Genomic DNA, 18023 nt, shown 5'->3' with positions numbered 1-18023 from the left:
GGTATCCATGAAAGTTCCCGCCTGCCGGATGCCAACGGGAACTTTTTGTTTTGACGGTCAAGCCGCGACATCCCTTTTTTTGAATACAAACCAGGAAATAAGAAGAAACAGCACGACGTACGCGGCCAGCACCGCCGATGAAAAGCCGAGCGTCATTCCTGCGGGTCCTGTACGTCCGCCGTAGTACTGGCTTAAATTCATATTGGTGAACAGGATGTATTTGGCCCACGGAAAGCGCACCGGGTTAAACAGCGCCGCGAACAGGTCTCCGGCAAACAAAATGAAAATGGACAAACCGATGGCAAGTCCGCCGGAGCGAAAAACCGTGGACAGCATGAAAGAAAAAATCGTGATCACGAAAAACTTTATGTAGTTATAGAGCCAATTTTCCAGAATGGACAGGGCCGGACTTGCCCCTTCCGGAAACACGGCCGAAGGCATGTCCGGAAAGATGAGAAAAGAGACCGCCAGCACCGCGGCAAAAAACACCGCCGACATCGCCAGCGTAAACAACAGCACGGCCAGCAGCTTGGAAGCGAGCACCTTCGTGCGGGTCCAAGGACGGATCAGCAGCAGCTTGATCGTTCCCCACGTAAATTCTCCGGCAACCACTTCGGCGGCGGCGATGGCGGCGAAAATGCCGACAAGATAATACAGAAAGGTCAGCTGATCCACGGCGTCCCAGGCGCTGAGCGTGGAAATTCCTCCATCCAGCGCATACAAAGTCCCAAACAGGAACGTCAGCAGAACCAGCAGTCCGGCCATGATCCAGGTGCGTAAACGGCGGTATATTTTCATATTTTCGTTTTGGACGAGCCGCCAAAAATTACTCAATACGCCCACCTCCCGTAAGCTCCAGAAATTGATCCTCCAGCGAACGCGTCAACGCCCGGATTTCATAAACGGAAATGCCCGCCATGACCAGCTTCGCGTTGATTTCCGCCGCCTTGGTCCGGTCCGCCGCGACGATCAGGCGGCTGTCTTGAACGCGGCCGGCTCCGATTACCCCGGCAGCCCGCTCCGGGTCGCTAACCTCAAAGGCGATTTCCCGCCCTTGTTCCGCTTCCCCTTCCGTCCGCAGCGGTTTGACGTCGATGAGCCGCCCCTGCTGAATCACGGCCACCGTATCGCACATCAGCTCCATTTCCGCGAGCAAATGGCTGGAGACGAACACGGTCGTGCCTTCCTCGCGGGCCAGCGTCCGCAAGTAATCGCGGAGCTCGCGAATCCCCTGCGGGTCGAGGCCGTTGGTCGGCTCGTCCAGCACCAGCAGCTTGGGCCGGTGCAGAATCGCTTGCGCCACGCCAAGCCGCTGGCGCATCCCCAGCGAATAGGTTTTCACCTTGTCGTGGATGCGTTGCTCCAGGCCCACCAGCTCAACCGCTTCCCAAATCCGCTGCTTCGTCACCCCCGGCGACATCCGGGCGTAATGCAGCAAATTTTGGTACCCGGTCAGGAACTTGTACATCTCCGGGTTTTCCACAATCGCCCCCACATGCGAAATCGCCTGTTCGAAATGCTGCTTGATGCTGGCCCCCTGAATGAAAATATCGCCTTTGGAGATCGACATCAGGCCGACCATCATCCGGATCGTCGTCGTTTTTCCGGCCCCGTTCGGCCCAAGAAACCCGTACACCTGCCCCGCCGGAATGTCCAGCGTCAAAGAATCGATCAACGTCTTGGAGCCGATCGTTTTGCTCACGCCCTGAATCCGCACAACAGGCTCCTCCGCCACCGTCATGTTGCTCCCCCTTTACTTCTTGTTTGTCGATAGTTCCTTGCTTCGAAACTTCTTATTATACTTCAAAATGTGCAACAAAAATAATGCCTGGCCAAAAACAACACCTGGAATGCATGGCACATTGATTGCACGATATCACCGAACTTCACCATTATAATCAGGTAATATTATAATCAAGAATATTTCTATATTCTACCACAAAAGGGCATCCCCTTTAACCCGCTTGTTTCCAGGCCAAACCTATATAGAAAAATACACGATTATAGTCAAACATAAGTTGCGAACCTACTGCTAAGTTTCTTGCACGTCCATACAAATCCACCCCTCCTGCCGCCTTGCAAGGACGTACAAGCTTACTCCTCTTGCACACCTTGCAAGGACGAACAAGCTTACTCCTCCTGCACGCCTTGCATGGCAACCCAACCCGCTCCTTCTGCTCCCCAGTTCCTTTTTGCTGTGCTGATCTTTTAAGCCTAGTGAAGATAGTTCAATGCCAGTTCCCGGAGCTCGTATGCGCGAACCCCACGTCCCGTTTCGATAGGGCCCAACATTCCTTTGGCCGAAAGGGCGCGCAGCCGATTACGGGCTGTCCTAAAGTCGATATCAAGCTCTTGGATCAAGTCCCTTGGCCGGACGCTTCCGCCCAGCCTCCAAGCCAAACGGAGAATTTCCTTCTCCCTGACGGGCAACCCCTGATCCCTGCCGCTTCGCAGAAGATAAGGGCTGATTACTAACTGAAGCAACATGCGGCATACCTCGGGACGCTGCTGCACATCATCAAAGGAGAAATGGATCATAGTCCAGCCCATCCCGGTTAAAAACGTATCCCGATTCAGCGAATAACTGAACTTTTCACGATCCATGTCTTTAACATGGCTTTGAAACCCATCGCATTCCAAACCAAACCGGCCAAAGGCTGGCAAAAAGGCAAAATCGAGAAACTGCGACTTCCTGTTCCAATCATACACTTCATATTCCGGGTGCAGGTTATCAAGAGTTCCGAACAGCGGCCACCACACATTTTGCAATAGAAGTTTCTCGGCATATTGATGCCCGCGAAGCAGCCTGCCCTTCCTTTCTCCCGCCCTACTGGACAAATGATGCTCTAAAAACGCCTGATGAGCTTTCTCAAACTCCATGAGTTTCCCTCCCCTAACGCCATAAAAAAAGAACGTCCCAACGCATACTTCGATATGCGTAATGGACGTTCTTCGTCTGAATTTAGTATAACATGCGCCCCTACCGCAGAGCAATTTAGAATCGTTTTGAAATTTATTGGCGGGTTTTCTCTCACTTTACTTGCCTCGGATAACACTTGAGTTAATTCTGATTGGAAATTTCCAATAGAATTCAAAATGGTGCCCCTCGCTGCAAGTTTGATTGGATTTTTCCAATAGATTGGTCCACAAAGCGGCAAATCGAGCCGATTTGAAGAAATCTATTGGATTTTTCCAATGAAAATATTAGTGCGGCCAACAATCCGGAAAATCTATTGGATTTTTCCAACGTGCCCCAGAACGGGGTGATGAAGAAGCAAACAAGCAAGTAGAAATTGTGCAAAAAGTTTGGTTTCGAAGCAGGTTATGATACGGATTCGACGTCAAACTCGCACTTATAGAAAAAACCGGAGGCCTGATCAACTCAGGTCCTCCGGGCTTTTACGGTTTAACTCTCGTATATTCGTTTCAATATGCCGTTATCTCGTCAGTCCTTGCCGGCTCTGGCCAATTCGCGAGCGTTGGCTTCGAAGGCGGCGAGCAGGGCCGCTTCGCCTTTAAGGCCTTCGTTCTCCACTTTGCGGATTTGCTCCAGCATCCGTTTGTAGTCTTTCGGGATGACGCGGACGAACTTCGGCAAAGATTCGTGCCAATTGTCCAGTACCCGCCGCCCCACCGCGCTGTCCGTGTACAGGACATGGCGGCTGATCATCGTGCGGAGCTGATCGGCTTCGGCCGGATCCTCCACGGCTTCGAGCAGCACCATCTCCAGGTTGCAGCGGCCGGCAAAATCGCCGCTCTCGTCGAGCACGTATGCGATCCCGCCGGACATCCCGGCCGCAAAGTTGCGGCCCGTTCCGCCCAGGACGACGACGCGTCCGCCGGTCATGTACTCGCAGCCGTGGTCGCCCACGCCTTCGACGACGACATTCGCGCCGGAGTTGCGGACCGCGAACCGTTCGCCGGCGATGCCGCGAATGTACGCTTCGCCGCCCGTAGCGCCGTAGAACGAAGTGTTGCCGATGATGATGTTCTCCTCAGGCACGAATGTCGCCCGCGGCGACGGCTTCACGATCACTTTGCCGCCGGACAGCCCTTTGCCGGTGTAGTCGTTGGCGTCGCCTTCCACGGTTAGCGTCATGCCCTTCGGAATGAAGGCACCAAAGCTTTGCCCCGCCGAACCTTCGAAGTGCAGCGTGATCGTGTCCTCCAGCAGCCCTTCGGCTCCGTAGCGGCGCGTCACCTCGCTGCCCAGCACGGTGCCGGTCGCCCGGTTGACGTTGCAGATCGGCAGGCGCGCGCTGACCGCTTCCCCGCGCTCGAGCGCCGGCGCAGCGATTTGAAGCAGCTTCGTCACATCGAGCGTCTCCTCAATCCCGTGGTTCTGCCGCTTCGTGCAATAGCGGCTGCCGCCTTCTGGCAGCTCCGGCATATGCAGCAGCGAGTTCAGGTCGATGCCTTTCTTTTTCCAATGGTCCACGGCTTTAATAGTGTCCAGGCAGTCGGTGCGGCCGATCATTTCGTCCAGCGTGCGGAAGCCAAGTTCCGCCATCCATTCGCGCAGATCCTCGGCGACAAACTTCATCAGGTTCACCACGTGCTGCGGATCGCCGGTGAAGTTTTTCCGCAGCTCCGGATTTTGTGTGGCCACCCCAACCGGGCAGGTGTCAAGCTGGCAGACGCGCATCATGATGCAGCCGACCGCCACGAGCGGCGCCGTTGAGAAGCCGTACTCCTCGGCGCCCAGCAGGGCGGCGACGGCCAGGTCCCGTCCGGTCAGCATCTTGCCGTCGGTTTCCAGCACGACGCGGTCGCGCAGATTGTTCAGCATCAGCGTTTGATGGGTTTCGGCGAGGCCCAGTTCCCAAGGCAGACCCGCATGGCGGATCGAGCTCTGCGGCGAAGCCCCCGTTCCTCCGTCATAGCCGCTGACCAGGATCACGTCCGCCCGGCCTTTGGCCACCCCGGCCGCGATTGTGCCGACCCCGGCTTCGGACACCAGCTTAACGTTGATGCGAGCCTGCGGGTTGGCGTTCTTCAGGTCGTAGATCAGTTCCGCCAAGTCCTCGATCGAATAGATGTCATGGTGCGGCGGCGGCGAAATCAGGCCCACGCCCGGCGTCGATCCGCGCACCTCCGCAACCCACGGATACACCTTGCGGCCCGGCAGCTGTCCGCCTTCGCCCGGTTTCGCCCCCTGGGCCATCTTGATTTGGATCTCGTCCGCATTGACCAAATAATGCGAAGTGACGCCAAACCGGCCCGAGGCCACCTGCTTGATCGCGCTGCGGCGCAAATCGCCGTTTGCGTCCGGCACGTAACGCGCCGGGTCCTCGCCGCCTTCGCCGGTATTGCTCTTGCCGCCGATGCGGTTCATGGCGATCGCGATCGTCTCGTGCGCCTCTTTGCTGATCGAGCCGAACGACATCGCGCCCGTCTTGAACCGGCGCATGATCGATTCCGCCGATTCGACCTCCTCCAGCGGCACCTTCGGTCCAACCGGCTTCAGCTCCAGCAGGGAACGCAGCGTGAGATACTTTTCGTTCTCTCCTTGAACCAGTTCGGCAAACTTTTTATACACCTTATAGTCGCCCGTACGCACCGACTGTTGAAGCAGATGCACCGTCTGCGGGTTGAACAAGTGTTCTTCCCCGCCGTCGCGCCACTGGTATTCCCCGATGGAATCCAGCACCTTGTCTTTGCCGTCCTTGTCGGTAAACGCCCGGAAGTGATGGTCGAGCGTTTCCTTGGCCACTTCGCTCAGCCCGATCCCGCCGATCCGGGAAGGCGTCCATGTAAAGTACCGGTCGACAAACGACGCCTCCAAACCGACCGCTTCGAAAATTTGCGCCCCGCGGTAGGATTGAATTGTCGAGATGCCCATCTTGGACAGCGTTTTGACCACACCCTTGGTTGCGGCCTTGATGAAGTTGTAGACCGCTTTTTCGTACGACACGCCTTTCAGCATGCCTTGGCCGATCATATCCTGCAGCGTTTCGAACGCGAGATAAGGGTTTACGGCGCTGACTCCGTAGCCGAGCAGGAGCGCAAAATGATGAACCTCGCGCGGCTCCCCGGACTCCAGCAGAATGCTCACCTTCGTCCGCGTCTCCTCGCGGATCAAATGGTGGTGCAGGCAGGAGACCGCCAGCAGCGCGGGAATCGCCGCGTTCTCCGGATCGACGTCGCGGTCGGACAAAATCAGGATGTTGTGGCCTTTGGCAATGACGCGGTCCGCCGCCTCGCACAGCGTATCGAGCGCCTTGCGCAGCCCTGCGGCTCCTTCATCGGCCGGGAACAGGATCGGAATCGTGATCGCCTTGAATCCCGGACGATGCACATGGCGCAGCTTGGCGAAGTCCTCGTTGGACAAAATCGGCGAATCGAGGCGGATTTGCCGGCAGCTTTCCGGCTCCGGCTTCAGCAAATTACGCTCCGGCCCGATCGTCGTGATCGTGGAAGTAACCAGTTCCTCGCGGATCGCGTCGATCGGCGGGTTGGTTACCTGCGCGAACATCTGCTTGAAGTAGTTGTACAGCCGCTGCGGCCGGTCCGACAGCACGGCCAGCGGCGCATCGTAACCCATCGAAGCGATATTTTCCGCCCCGGTCAAGGCCATCGGCTCGAATACTTTGCGCAAATCCTCGTACGTATAGCCGAACGCCATTTGACGCAGCGAGATATCCTCATGGCTTTCCTGGGGAAGCTCCGGCGCTTCCGGCAGGTCCTCAAGCGTGATCATATGCTCGCTTAACCATTCGCGGTACGGATTCTCTTTGGCGATCGCCGACTTCACTTCCTCGTCGGAAATGATCCGTCCTTCCCGCGTGTCCACCAGCAGCATCCGCCCCGGGCGCAACCGGTCCTTGTACAGTACGTCCTCCGCCGGGATATCGAGCACCCCGACCTCCGACGACAATACGATCAGATCGTTTTTCGTCACATAATAACGCGACGGACGCAGGCCGTTCCGGTCGAGAATCGCGCCGATCTGAATCCCGTCGGTAAAGCCCATCGCCGCGGGTCCGTCCCAAGGCTCCATCAGCGAGCTGTGATACTCGTAAAACGCTCTTTTATCGTCATCCATATCGTCCCGGCCGGCCCAAGGTTCAGGGACCATCATCATAGCCACATGCGGCAGGGAACGGCCGCTCAAATACAGAAATTCAAACGTATTGTCGAACATCGCCGTATCGGAACCGTCCGGATTGATGATCGGTTTAACTTTTTCCAGATCATCGCCGAAGGCATCGGTTTCAAGCATCGACTGGCGGGCGTGCATCCAGTTCACGTTGCCGCGCAGGGTGTTGATCTCGCCGTTGTGAATCATAAAGCGGTACGGATGGGCCCGCTCCCAGCTCGGAAACGTGTTCGTACTGAAGCGCGAGTGAATCATCGCGATTGCGGATTCCAGGCGTTCGTCATTCAAATCCAGGTAAAACCGGCCGACCTGTTCCGTCGTCAGCATCCCTTTGTAGACCACTTTGCGGCAGGAAAGGCTGGATACGTAAAAAGCGTCTCCGCCCTCCGCCCCGCCGTACCGGATCGCCAATTCGGCCCGCCGGCGGATTACGTACAGCTTGCGTTCAAAGGCCAGCTCATCCCGCACTCCTTCGGCGCGTCCAATAAACACCTGGCGTACGAACGGCTTGGCCTCCTTGGCCGATTTGCCGAGCATGTCGTCCCGGGTAGGCACGGTGCGGAAGCCGATCAGCCGCTGGCCTTCCTCCTCGATAATTTGCGTCAGCAGCGCTTCCTGCTTGCTGCGCAGCTTCTCGTCATGCGGCAAAAACAGCATGCCGACGCCATAATGGCCCGGCTCGGGCAAAGCGAATCCAAGGCTTTGCGCTTCCGCGGCAAAAAAACGATGCGGGATTTGCAGTAAAATACCTGCGCCGTCCCCCGAATTCGGTTCGCTGCCCTGACCGCCCCGGTGCTCCATATTCGCCAGCATCGTCAAAGCTTTGCTGACGATATCATGGGAGGCCAGGCCTTTGATATGGGCGACAAACCCCATGCCGCAAGCGTCTTTTTCAAAAGCGGGATCGTACAGTCCCTGCTTGGGTGGTGTAACGGTGTGTTTCATCATCTGACGCAACCTTTCTATAAGTAAAATAAGCGATAATTAACGAAACATTTCATGAGTCTGATCACCTTTGCTTGGCCGGATAAGCCCGGAACAATCTTTCTTTTATTCTAACGGAAAATGTCACGTCTGTTTTTGCACTATATTCTATTTCTTTTGCACTATTGATTATATTTTTCAGGGAACTCTGCCGCTTCTTGCCGCGAAAGCGTTCTTACTTATGCAAGATATTCTTCCGGTGTGAATATCAGCCAAAAAAAAAATCCGCTCCCGGCCTTACGTTCCGGAAACGGATGATGATCGGCGAGATAGCGGGTTGGCCCGGCTTATTTTACCGGCGACAGTCCGCTTGCCAAAAAATCGCGGATGAAATTTTTGATCTGGTCTTTGCTTAAAGGTTTATGCGCTTTGTTCCAATCCGACGTAAGGGTGATGTACAGCTTGAACACCACGAACGAAACCAGCTTGGGGTCGAAATCGCGAATCTCTTTGCGCTCCGCCGAGCGGGAGATGTGCCGTTCCAGATAATCCAAAATGTTGTTCTCGACCCGTTCCAGACCTTCGCGGGCCTTGGGCGTGCCAATTTCCCGCACTTCCTGCGACAGCTTGATAAGCAGCTCGTGTTCGCTCCGGTACTCCAAGATCGCATCCATCACCCGGTGCAAATTATCAAAAAAAGGCTTGTTCTCGTCCACCTCACGCTCAACGATCCGGCGCATATCGACAATCACGGAGCGCAGGATTTCATCGAACAGCTCCTCTTTGTTCTTAAAAAAGGTATAAATCGTTCCCTTGGCCACATTCGCGATTTTGGCCACATGGTCCATCGTCGTCGCTTTGTACCCAAACAGCGAAAACGATTTTTCCGCGGCTTCGACGACCTGCTTGCGGCGGTCCACCAGCACCATAAGGGACACCTCCTTGTACAAAGTACATGATATAATTAAGAAATAAACGCATAAAAAATCAAACGAAATATCATTTTTGGTCATTAAGTCAATTTTCACTCTATCACTATTAAGTATCGGCCGCAAGGTGTTTTATCATCTTTTGGGGACATGCCCGAATTCCCCATCCGCGGCCGCCTCCCCGTCCAAGGTCCAGCGCCGTACCCGTCCCGAGCCCCTTTAAACCGATGAAAAAAAGAAATAAAATATCCATAGGAAAAAGAGAGAATCCGGATTAAACTTTGGAGCAGGTGAACGACATGCGCAAAAAAAGAGTACTGATCTTATCGGAAGGATTCGGAAGCGGCCACACTCAGGCCGGACACGCTTTGGCCGCCGGGCTTAGAAAGCTCGCTCCGGATATCCAGACGAAGGTGATGGAGCTCGGGTCGTTTTTGCATCCGACGGTAGCTCCGTGGATTATATCCGCTTACCGGATGACCGTAAGCACAAGTCCGGCCCTGGTCGGCAAGCTTTACCGCAAAAATTACGAAAAACCCGTGAGCAAGCTGACGCGCCTGGCGCTTCATAAAATGTTTTATCAGCATGCCGCGGATGTGATCAATCAATTGGATCCCGATCTTATCGTTTGTACGCATCCGATTCCGGCCGCCATCGTGTCGCGGCTGAAAGCGTCCGGAATAGACATTCCGTTATGTACGATCATTACCGATTACGACGCTCACGGCTCCTGGGTCAGCCCCGGGGTGGACCGGTTTCTCGTCTCCGCGCCCGAGGTAAAGGAACTGCTGCTGGGCCGCGGCGTAAGCCCGGCCAAAATCCAGGTGACCGGCATCCCCGTCCATCCGGAATTCTGGGTCAAGCAGGACCCCGCTCAGGCCAGAGCCGAGCTGGGACTCAAAAATATGCCCACCGTGCTTGTGATGGGCGGGGGATGGGGACTGTTGTTTGACGAGGAGCTGATTGCCGGAATAGCGGGTTGGCTGGATCAAGTTCAATTCGTGTGCTGCGTGGGAAGCAACGGCAAGCTGGCCGAAAAGCTCCGCAACCACCCGGCCCTGCAGCATCCCCACATGAAAGTTCTCGGCTTCACCCGCGAGGTGAGCAAATGGATGGACGCCGCCGATCTTTTGATCACGAAAGCTGGGGGTATGACCTGCACCGAAGGGTTGGCCAAAGGCATTCCGATGCTGTTTTTCGAAGCGATTCCGGGGCAGGAGGAGAAAAACCGCGAGTTTTTCGTCAGCCATGGCTATGGCTCCGAATTGACTTCGCTGGACGTTTTGGACGATTGGCTCGCCTTGATCCGCAGCGGCAAGGGGCATTCCGCCCCCGTTCAGCCGCGCCGCATGCGGACCGCCCTTTCCTCGCCTTACCGGCCGGGCCGATGCGCCGCAAGCGTGCTGGAGATGCTGAAAACGGCGGACCGGTTGTCCTCCAGAGCTCATCTCCCCGCCGAAAGCCATGCCGCGCAGCGGGCCAACTAGCAGAGCGAGGGAAAAAAGCCGCAGGCCGGAATTAACCGGCAAAACCGCCAGGCCCGCCAGGGCCTTTTTTCATTGGCTAAAGCTGACGGTGGCCACCGTCTCGTACATGGGGCGTTCATGCATATGCGTGCGGTAGACCACCAGGCGGTCCGCCGTCCACGAACCGAACGCGGCAGCCTCCTGCAGCGCCTCGGCGCTTATCGCCGCCGCGTCTTCGCGGTATTTGCGGGCCAGCGTAATATGCGGGCTATAGCGCCGCTCTTCGGGGACGAAACCAAGCTCCCGGTTGGCTTCGGCAACCTCTCGGTGCAGCCGGCCCAGCGCCGGCAGGTCCCCTTTCACTCCGGCCCACAGCACGCTCGGACTGGCCGGCCGGCCAAAGGTGCCGCAGCCGCCCGCCGCAAGCGGAAAAGGGGCAACGCCAGAGGCCGCTTTCGTAAGGGAAGCCTCCAATTCCCCCAGCCGCTCGGGCGGCATGTCTCCCAAAAATTGCACCGTAATATGATAATCCTCCGCGTGCACCCATTTGCGGAACGGCAGCCGGTCCCGCCGCTGGCGGCACCAGTCGTCCAGCTTCCGCTTCACCTCGGCCGGAATGGGAACCGCCACGAACAAACGCCATTTATCCCCGGTTTCTGTCATGTCGTGTCACCTCTTGTGATTTTTTTCCCAATAATTTAGTTTTAGTGACGTTGTTTATTTGTTGCAAATATTTTCTCATTATAATGTGTCTTAGACCATTCTACATATTCAGACATCATTCCGCAAAAAAGATAGGGGAGAAACCATGGGATTCGCACAAAAAATAACTTCCGTGTTAATCGGACTGCTCGTTATCGTCGGGCTTTTGCTCGGTTTTTTCGGTTACCGGATGACGTACGCCCAGGTCGAACAGTCCGTCGGCATCGAAACCGTGGGCTGCGCCAACATAACGACCGGCCTCGTCGATCCGAAGGATATCGAAGCATTGGCTCAAGGGGACCGGTCCGGCCTGACGGAGCTGGAGAAACGGCTGAATTGGACGGTGGCTCATAAACCGCTGTTCAAGGAAGCGTTCCTGATGTCCCTGGACGGCAAAATCCTCGCCGCTGACGAAAATTTGCAAAAACGCGGATACCGGGCAGGGGATTCGTTCTACTTCAGTCCGCAGGACCGGGATATGATCATGACGATGAAACATTCCGTTTATACGAAGGTTTATGACTACGATGGGGCCAAGCTGCTCAGCGGTTACGGACCGATATACAGAAACCACGATCCGAACCGGGAGATCATCGGCCTGATGGTCATTAACTTCGACGCTTCCATTATCGGGGAGCGCACCTGGGATATCATCGCGCTGCCGTTCGCCGTCGGCGGGGTCGTATTTTTGGCCGCCGTGGCGTTTATTTACTTCTTCATTCACCGCATGATCCGTCCGCTGGAAACTTTGTCGGGGCAAGTTGGCCGCGTCGCCCAAGGCGATTTGACCGTGGAGCCGCTGCTGCTAAGCAGCCGGGATGAGGTAGGAAAGCTGACGAGAGGTTTCGGAGAGATGATCGTCGGTTTACGCCGCCTGATTTCCGAGGTGAACGATATGTCCATGCAGGTGGCTTCCTCTTCGCAGGAGCTTTCGGCCAGCGCCGAGCAGACGGGACGGGCGGGAGAGCAGACTGTGGACATTACGCAGAAGCTGGCGGAAGGCGCGGAGACGCAGCTCCGCAATTTGGAGGCAAATTCGGAGGCGCTGCGCGAAATGTCCGGTACGATCGCTAGAATCGCAAGCCGGGCCGAAAACGTGGCGCAGGCGGCACGGCAATCGTCCGAAGCATCGCGGCAAGGCGGGGAATCGATCCGCCTCGGCAGCGGGCAAATGGAGACGATGGAGCTGAAAATCGTGCAGCTTTCCTCGCTGATTCAGGGGCTTGGGGACAATTCCAAAGAGGTCCAAAGCATCCTGGACATCATGACGGAAATTACCGCCGAAACCAATCTGCTCGCGCTTAACGCTTCGATCGAAGCGGCCCGGGCCGGGGAGCACGGCAGCGGCTTTGCCGTCGTCGCCGCCTCCGTCCGCAAGCTTGCGGAGCGGTCGGCCGACTCCGCCCGGCAAATCGCCGCGTTGATCGAGCATATCGTGAACCAGATCGAAGCGACCGGCCGGGCGATGGACGAGACCGTTCTGGAAGTTAGGCGCGGCGCGGAGCTGGTCCGCAGCGCCGGGCATTCGTTTGCCGATGTCGGCAATTCGGCGGAATTTACCGCCCAGGCTATAACCGATGTCAGCGGAAACGTACAGGCGCTCTCCGACAGTTCGCAAAGGCTGGTTCATTCGCTGGAGAACATCGTCAAGTTCGCGAACCAGACCGCGGAGAACGCGCAAAACATGTCCGCCGCTTCCGAGGAACAGCTCGCCGCGATGCAGGAAATCGATGCTTTGGCCAGCTTCTTGTCTTCCTTGTCGGAGAAGCTTCAGGGGCTCATCGACCGCTTCAAGGTGGTTTAAGCCTTGCAAAAAGACCTGCCCGGCAGCGGTTCGGCTGCCAAGGCAGGTCTTTTGTTTGCGGCGGTGTTTAATCGGCCAGCTTATTTGCCCAGGTAAGCGTTCAGCATCCAACGATGTTTGTCCAGGGCGGAAAGAACGCCGAGAAGCAAATCGCCGGTCGCTTCATCTTCAACGCGGGCGGCCGTTTCCATGGCGTCTTTCAGGTCGCTCGACAGCGTCTCGAAGTCGGCGACAATGGCGGCTACCATTTCATCGGCCGTCTCTTTGCCGCTCGCTTCCTGCAGGCTGGCGACCGCCAGCGATTCGCGCAGCGTAGCTACCGGAGTTCCGCCGATGGCCAGCAGGCGTTCCGCGATATCGTCGATGTATCCGGCAGCTTCGTCGTACAAGGATTCGAATTTTTCATGCAATGTAAAGAAATTCGAGCCTTTTACAAACCAGTGGAAATTGTGCAGCTTTGTGTACATCAGAGTCCAGTTTGCGATTTGCAGGTTCAATTGTTTCTGCAGCTGTTGATCAACTTGAGTCATCGTTTGATTTGCCATTTTAAATTCCTCCTATGTCCAAAAATTTTAATGCCCTTTTCGCTTCGATTTGTGTCTTTTAAAATCTTAAATTTAGACTAAATCTAAATCTTGTTTATATATTACCACTTGACGTCCCAAGTTGCAAGTCTTGGAAACATGAACATCCCGTGAAGATTGAACAGGGCTGTTAACAGGGCTGTTTATTTTCGGGGCTACCCGACTATTCTTCGCCTAAAGCGGCGCCAATATGCAAAAAACCGGCGCCTTTCGCGTCGGTCCTTAGAATGTTCACATCCTTTATCCGTTCCCTATTTATTTGTCCTTGCGAACCTGCAGTTTTAGCTGCTCCAGGCTGCGCTCCAACTGGCGGATCCCGTCTTCGACGAGGCGGCGGTCCACGGCGTTCTCCAGCTCAAGCTGCGGCTTGCGGGCGGCGAACGCCTTTATCTCTTCTTCCCAATAAGCCTGGCGGCGCTGGATTTCCTTATATTTGTCCAGTAAATCGGTGATGATATCGTAAAAGCGCTCATAGTCGACGATGATTTCGTCAAGGAAACGATCCACGTCCTCCTTGTCGTAACCGCGCATTTTGACGTCAAATTCCTTTTCATGAATGGAGAGCGCATCCAGCTTGATGCCAAGCTGTTTGAACAGACCTTTCTGGTCTTCAAGTTTACGCGAGTAATCGTCTTGCATGCTTATTATCCCCCCGTACGGTTCTTGCCTTTTCCTATAATGTACCACAGATACGGGCTTCGGTTCACCCTTCGCCTGTTAACTGTATGCAGCTATTGTAGCATGTATTCGACAAGTTTTAAGATTCTTTTTATAATATGGGATGTAAAAGTCAATAAGTCTATCCATCTGGTGGTGAGCAAGATTTTATACGTACTTTCCTTTTTGCTATCGTTTTTGATCGTTTATTTTCTCATTCCGCCGCTGGGCAAGCTGGCCTTTCGTCTCGACTTTGTGGACAAGCCCCGCGCCGACAACGAGCGGAAAATCCACCGGCAGCCGATCCCGCTGACGGCGAGCTACGCCATTTTTACCGGTTTTTTTGTTTCGTATCTGCTGTTCACGCGGGATTTCTCCTGGGAAACCGGGGCGTTATTTGGCGGAGGCTTGCTGCTGCTGGCGATCGGCACCGTCGACGATTGGTACAAAACGAAAGGCCGCGATTTTCCGGCGCTGCCGAAGCTAATCGTGCAGGTATCGGCAGCCGTGCTGGTCTATTTTGCCGGCATTCAATTCAACGGGTTCGTGAATCCGCTAAGCGGCCAATATGTATTTCTTCCGGAATGGCTGCAATTTATACTGACGATTTTGTGGATTTTCGGCGTAACGACGGTGGTCAATTTCTCGGACGGGCTTGATGGGCTGGCCGGGGGATTGTCGGCGATATCGGCCGTAACGTTGTTTGTGGTGGCAGTGACGAAAGGACAAACGAACTCCGCCATGCTGTCGATCACATTGATCGGGGTTACGCTCGCTTATTTGCGCTATAACAAACCTCCGGCCAAAGTGTTTATGGGCGACGCCGGAGCGACTTTCCTCGGCTTTATGCTGGCCGTGATCGCGCTGGACGGCGCATTTAAGCAAGCGACGGTGCTGTCCCTGTTTATCCCGGTTCTGGCGCTCGGCGTGCCGATCTTCGACAATCTGTTCGTCGTCATTAAGCGGATGATGGAAGGCAAATCACCGTATCAGGCCGATGCCAGCCAGGTCCATTATCGGCTGCTTCGCGCCGGCTTCAGTCAGAAACAGGCGGTCGTGGTGCTTTATTTGGTCAGCACCTGCCTAGGGCTGTCCTCGATTATATTGTTGCTGCTGCAAACATAACGACGGCGCGCGGACAAAAGCAAACGGCCGGTCTCCGAATTTGGTCCTTCGGAAGGCCGGCCGCCCGTTTATTTTTTCTTCAAAAGATCATCCAATATAAATTGCCCCGCTGTCTGAATTTGCTTGATAGCTTCGTCCAAGGAAACTTGGTTTTCCGCAACCTTTTGCAGTTCTCTTTGCATCAGTTCTTCGAACGATGGATAAAATTTGTCCGGAATATTGTCTTCCATGCTATGGTTTGCAATATTGGGTCTTAGTGAATAAAAAGCGTTAAGGTCAATTCCGAGGTCTTCATAATGCCCCCTTCTGGACAAAATAAAACCGTCCATGGTCTTCCCCTTCACTCTCGCGTAATCGTCGCTATTCACGTATTTGATAAACTCCCATGCCGTTTCCGCATTAGGCGATCCGTTTCTAATGGACCATATCTCTTTAAGCTGTATGTCATTGGATAGATCGCGTGCGTGCGAATCGACCGGCCCGGCCGCCGCTCCCAATGAAAATGCGGCATAGTCCCGATTCCTGCCCTGCGCATTTTCAAGATCCTGGAGCAAAAGCAAATCATCCACCGTCATCGCCATAGAACCGTTTATAAACGGATCGTTCATTAAATAATCGCGATATGTACTGCCTGTCCGCTCATCCGGCGGAATATAAACGTTTTTAGAGGCGCAAGCATCCAGCGCAAGCTGCAAAACTTCCCGCCAAGCATCCGAATTTATCGTGACTTTCATATCTTTAGAGTTAACAACGCGCAGTCCTTGTGTTAAAGCGATACGATCAGCCAAAATGTCGACGGACAGGCCGTCCTTTAAGCCAAATCCGTATAATCTTCCCCCATTGCTATCGTACTGCGGAAACCGCTTGGCCAGCTCAATCAGTTCGGCCCAAGTCATTTTATCCTGAGGGGGTGTTATTCCGTATTTTTCAAACAAGGTTTTATTGTAAAAAACCGCCGTTTCGTAAAACCGGGGGCTTAGCCCGTAAATTTTTCCGTTCCCTTTCTCTTGCAGCAATTCGATAATCGCGGGATAGATACTTTGCAAATCATAATTGTCTTTATGGATAAACGTGTCCAATTCCATGAGCAGTCCTTCTTCGATATACCGCTCATATTGCTCCGCCTCCAACAACAGAACATCCGGCTGCTCCCGCTTTATAAATTCGATTTCCGCTTTGTCCACATCGTCTTCGGAAGCGTAGTCTATATGGCTGTAGTCCAAAACTTCAATTTCTATATCGGGATATTTCGCTCTAAACACGTCGCCATATTGCTGATTGAAATATTCCTCGCTATAGTACATCACTTTCAACGATTTCGGTTTATTTGGAGCCGCTGGCGGACTGCCTGCGCACCCTCCGAGAAGCAGTGCAAAGATGATCAATATCCCCCATGCGTATTTCCCCTTAAACAATTTAACCGCCCCCGGTATATCTCAATTTTTATCCGAGATTTCAACCAATTTTTCGATGCGGCCATCGGCATTCCGCACAGCCTCTAAATCGATCGCGCCGTCGGGAAAGGTGAAAAAACGGTAAGTCCCGTTCCCGTCCAGTTCATCCGCAAAAGAACGGACTAATTTGCCGTGGTAATAAAAACGGTGCATTTTTTTATCAAAGGTTAAACCATACTTTTCATATACGGCATAACTCTGCGCGGTCTCTTCACTGTCCATCCAGTTCGCCGTGCCCGCTTGCTCCCGGACCGATGCAACGGCTTCTTCAGCATACGATCCGGCGGCCGCTTCTTGATTGGCCGGAAAGGCTATCCCCGAGCCTATTGTTCCTAAGAGGATAAGACCAAGGACAACGATTCCGTTCTTTTTCTTGGCTATATCCATAATGCTGAAAATTCGCTGCTTCATCTCTTTTAAACCTCCGTGAAAATTGGTGGAAAACATCGTTTGCAGCTTGGATTGATTCCTGATTACCCGAAGGATCGTCTCGCTGTATTGCTGCCTTGCGGCATCATCCGCCCCTTTCACCACCTCCGCATCGCAGGAAATCTCGCATTGCTTGGCAATCGACTTGGCCATCAGATACACCGCGGGGTTAAACCAGTGCATCGCCGCCGCGACAAATACCAGGCTTTTATACCAAAGATCTTTTCGTTTAAAATGAATAAGCTCATGCTTGAAGATATACGGCAATTCATCGGCGGAGAAATGCTGTGCGGGCAGTAATAAAGCCGGGTTTACGAAACCGGTGAGCATCGGGCTGGTCACGCAGGGGACGATATGCAATCCGACCTGTTTGGTTATGCCGAGATCGCTTTTAATGTTCAACAATATTTCATACATTTGCGGATCTGCGGGTTGTCTCCACCGTTTGACCAGCTTGAGAAAACGATAATGCTTCAGGCCATAATAAGCGGCGAATATAACAACCCCAGCCAGCCATAAGCCTCTCGCCGCTTGCTCCCAGGAACTTGCCGCCGTCAATCCCAAGCTCTCTTTGCCGGCCGGGATTAAAGCTTGGGTGCCCGCCGTATGTCCATATTCCTGCATGGCTTGACGAACCTCGGCGGGGGGAATAATATTCACCGGGATTAAAGCCGCGCCGGCGTGGAACCTGAGCGGAAAAATAAGTCCGGCCACAATGATCGCCCAAGCATAGTAAATCCATTTTGCGGCATATCTTTTCGACAGCCACGGTGTGACGGCCATAAAGCCAAATATAAGGACGGTCATGGAAATGGAACACTCGATCAAGGTACTTAGAAATCCCCGCATT

The 18023-nt window shown here is 54.3% G+C and carries 13 protein-coding genes; 3 read left to right on the top strand and 10 right to left on the bottom strand.

From position 1 onward, the window contains the following. Window positions 1-57: 57 nt before the first annotated feature. From NYE69_RS10565 to NYE69_RS10545, 5 genes are all read right to left on the bottom strand, one after another. Window positions 58-843 carry an ABC transporter permease gene (locus tag NYE69_RS10565; RefSeq protein ID WP_328273241.1) on the bottom strand — a complete coding sequence of 262 codons (786 nt, stop codon included), beginning with the start codon at window positions 841-843 and terminating at the stop codon, window positions 58-60. Continuing rightward, a complete protein-coding gene (locus NYE69_RS10560) occupies window positions 827-1741 on the bottom strand; it encodes an ABC transporter ATP-binding protein (protein ID WP_340926123.1) in 915 nt (304 codons plus the stop codon). The genes NYE69_RS10565 and NYE69_RS10560 overlap by 17 nt, the downstream gene beginning before the upstream one ends. A 473-nt stretch (window positions 1742-2214) precedes the next feature. Continuing rightward, the gene (locus NYE69_RS10555; protein ID WP_326045064.1) at window positions 2215-2880 is read right to left on the bottom strand and encodes a hypothetical protein; all 666 of its coding nucleotides are present in this window, start codon (window positions 2878-2880) and stop codon (window positions 2215-2217) included. 565 nt (window positions 2881-3445) lie between these two features. Next, entirely contained in the window at window positions 3446-8044 is a 4599-nt protein-coding gene (gene gltB, locus NYE69_RS10550; RefSeq protein ID WP_340930361.1) for a glutamate synthase large subunit, read from the bottom strand. 326 nt (window positions 8045-8370) lie between these two features. Further along, window positions 8371-8952, bottom strand: coding sequence for a TetR/AcrR family transcriptional regulator (locus NYE69_RS10545; RefSeq protein WP_036625304.1), 582 nt, complete (start codon window positions 8950-8952; stop codon window positions 8371-8373). Between the two features lie 299 nt (window positions 8953-9251). On the opposite strand from NYE69_RS10545, the gene NYE69_RS10540 reads away from it, so the two are divergent. Continuing rightward, on the top strand, window positions 9252-10439 hold the full coding sequence (locus tag NYE69_RS10540) for an MGDG synthase family glycosyltransferase (protein WP_326047176.1): 1188 nt from the start codon (window positions 9252-9254) through the stop codon (window positions 10437-10439). A gap of 69 nt (window positions 10440-10508) precedes the next feature. Here the strand turns inward: NYE69_RS10540 and thpR are convergent, their stop codons facing one another. Next, a complete protein-coding gene (gene thpR / locus NYE69_RS10535; protein WP_326047177.1) occupies window positions 10509-11081 on the bottom strand; it encodes an RNA 2',3'-cyclic phosphodiesterase in 573 nt (190 codons plus the stop codon). 145 nt (window positions 11082-11226) lie between these two features. Here thpR and NYE69_RS10530 point away from each other — a divergent pair, with 145 nt between their 5' ends. Next, window positions 11227-12924 (top strand): methyl-accepting chemotaxis protein, encoded by a 1698-nt coding sequence (locus NYE69_RS10530; RefSeq protein WP_340926120.1) that lies wholly within the window; start codon window positions 11227-11229, stop codon window positions 12922-12924. A gap of 80 nt (window positions 12925-13004) precedes the next feature. Here NYE69_RS10530 and NYE69_RS10525 read toward each other — a convergent pair whose 3' ends face one another. Next, window positions 13005-13469: a Dps family protein gene (locus tag NYE69_RS10525; protein ID WP_326047180.1), complete on the bottom strand. Its 465-nt coding sequence runs from the start codon at window positions 13467-13469 to the stop codon at window positions 13005-13007. Window positions 13470-13763: 294 nt separating this feature from the next. Next, complete coding sequence (locus NYE69_RS10520; protein WP_340926119.1) at window positions 13764-14147, bottom strand: DivIVA domain-containing protein; 384 nt, start codon at window positions 14145-14147, stop codon at window positions 13764-13766. A 183-nt stretch (window positions 14148-14330) separates the two neighbouring features. Here NYE69_RS10520 and NYE69_RS10515 point away from each other — a divergent pair, with 183 nt between their 5' ends. After that, window positions 14331-15290, top strand: coding sequence for an MraY family glycosyltransferase (locus NYE69_RS10515; protein ID WP_036628648.1), 960 nt, complete (start codon window positions 14331-14333; stop codon window positions 15288-15290). Window positions 15291-15358: 68 nt separating this feature from the next. Here the strand turns inward: NYE69_RS10515 and NYE69_RS10510 are convergent, their stop codons facing one another. Next, a complete protein-coding gene (locus NYE69_RS10510; protein WP_340926118.1) occupies window positions 15359-16705 on the bottom strand; it encodes an ABC transporter substrate-binding protein in 1347 nt (448 codons plus the stop codon). Window positions 16706-16726: 21 nt separating this feature from the next. Further along, window positions 16727-18022 carry a M56 family metallopeptidase gene (locus NYE69_RS10505; RefSeq protein WP_326047184.1) on the bottom strand — a complete coding sequence of 432 codons (1296 nt, stop codon included), beginning with the start codon at window positions 18020-18022 and terminating at the stop codon, window positions 16727-16729. Window position 18023 lies beyond the last annotated feature (1 nt).

Source organism: Paenibacillus sp. FSL R5-0527, from assembly GCF_038008055.1.
Lineage (GTDB): Bacteria > Bacillota > Bacilli > Paenibacillales > Paenibacillaceae > Fontibacillus > Fontibacillus macerans.
This window is presented reverse-complemented; position numbering and strand designations above follow the sequence as displayed.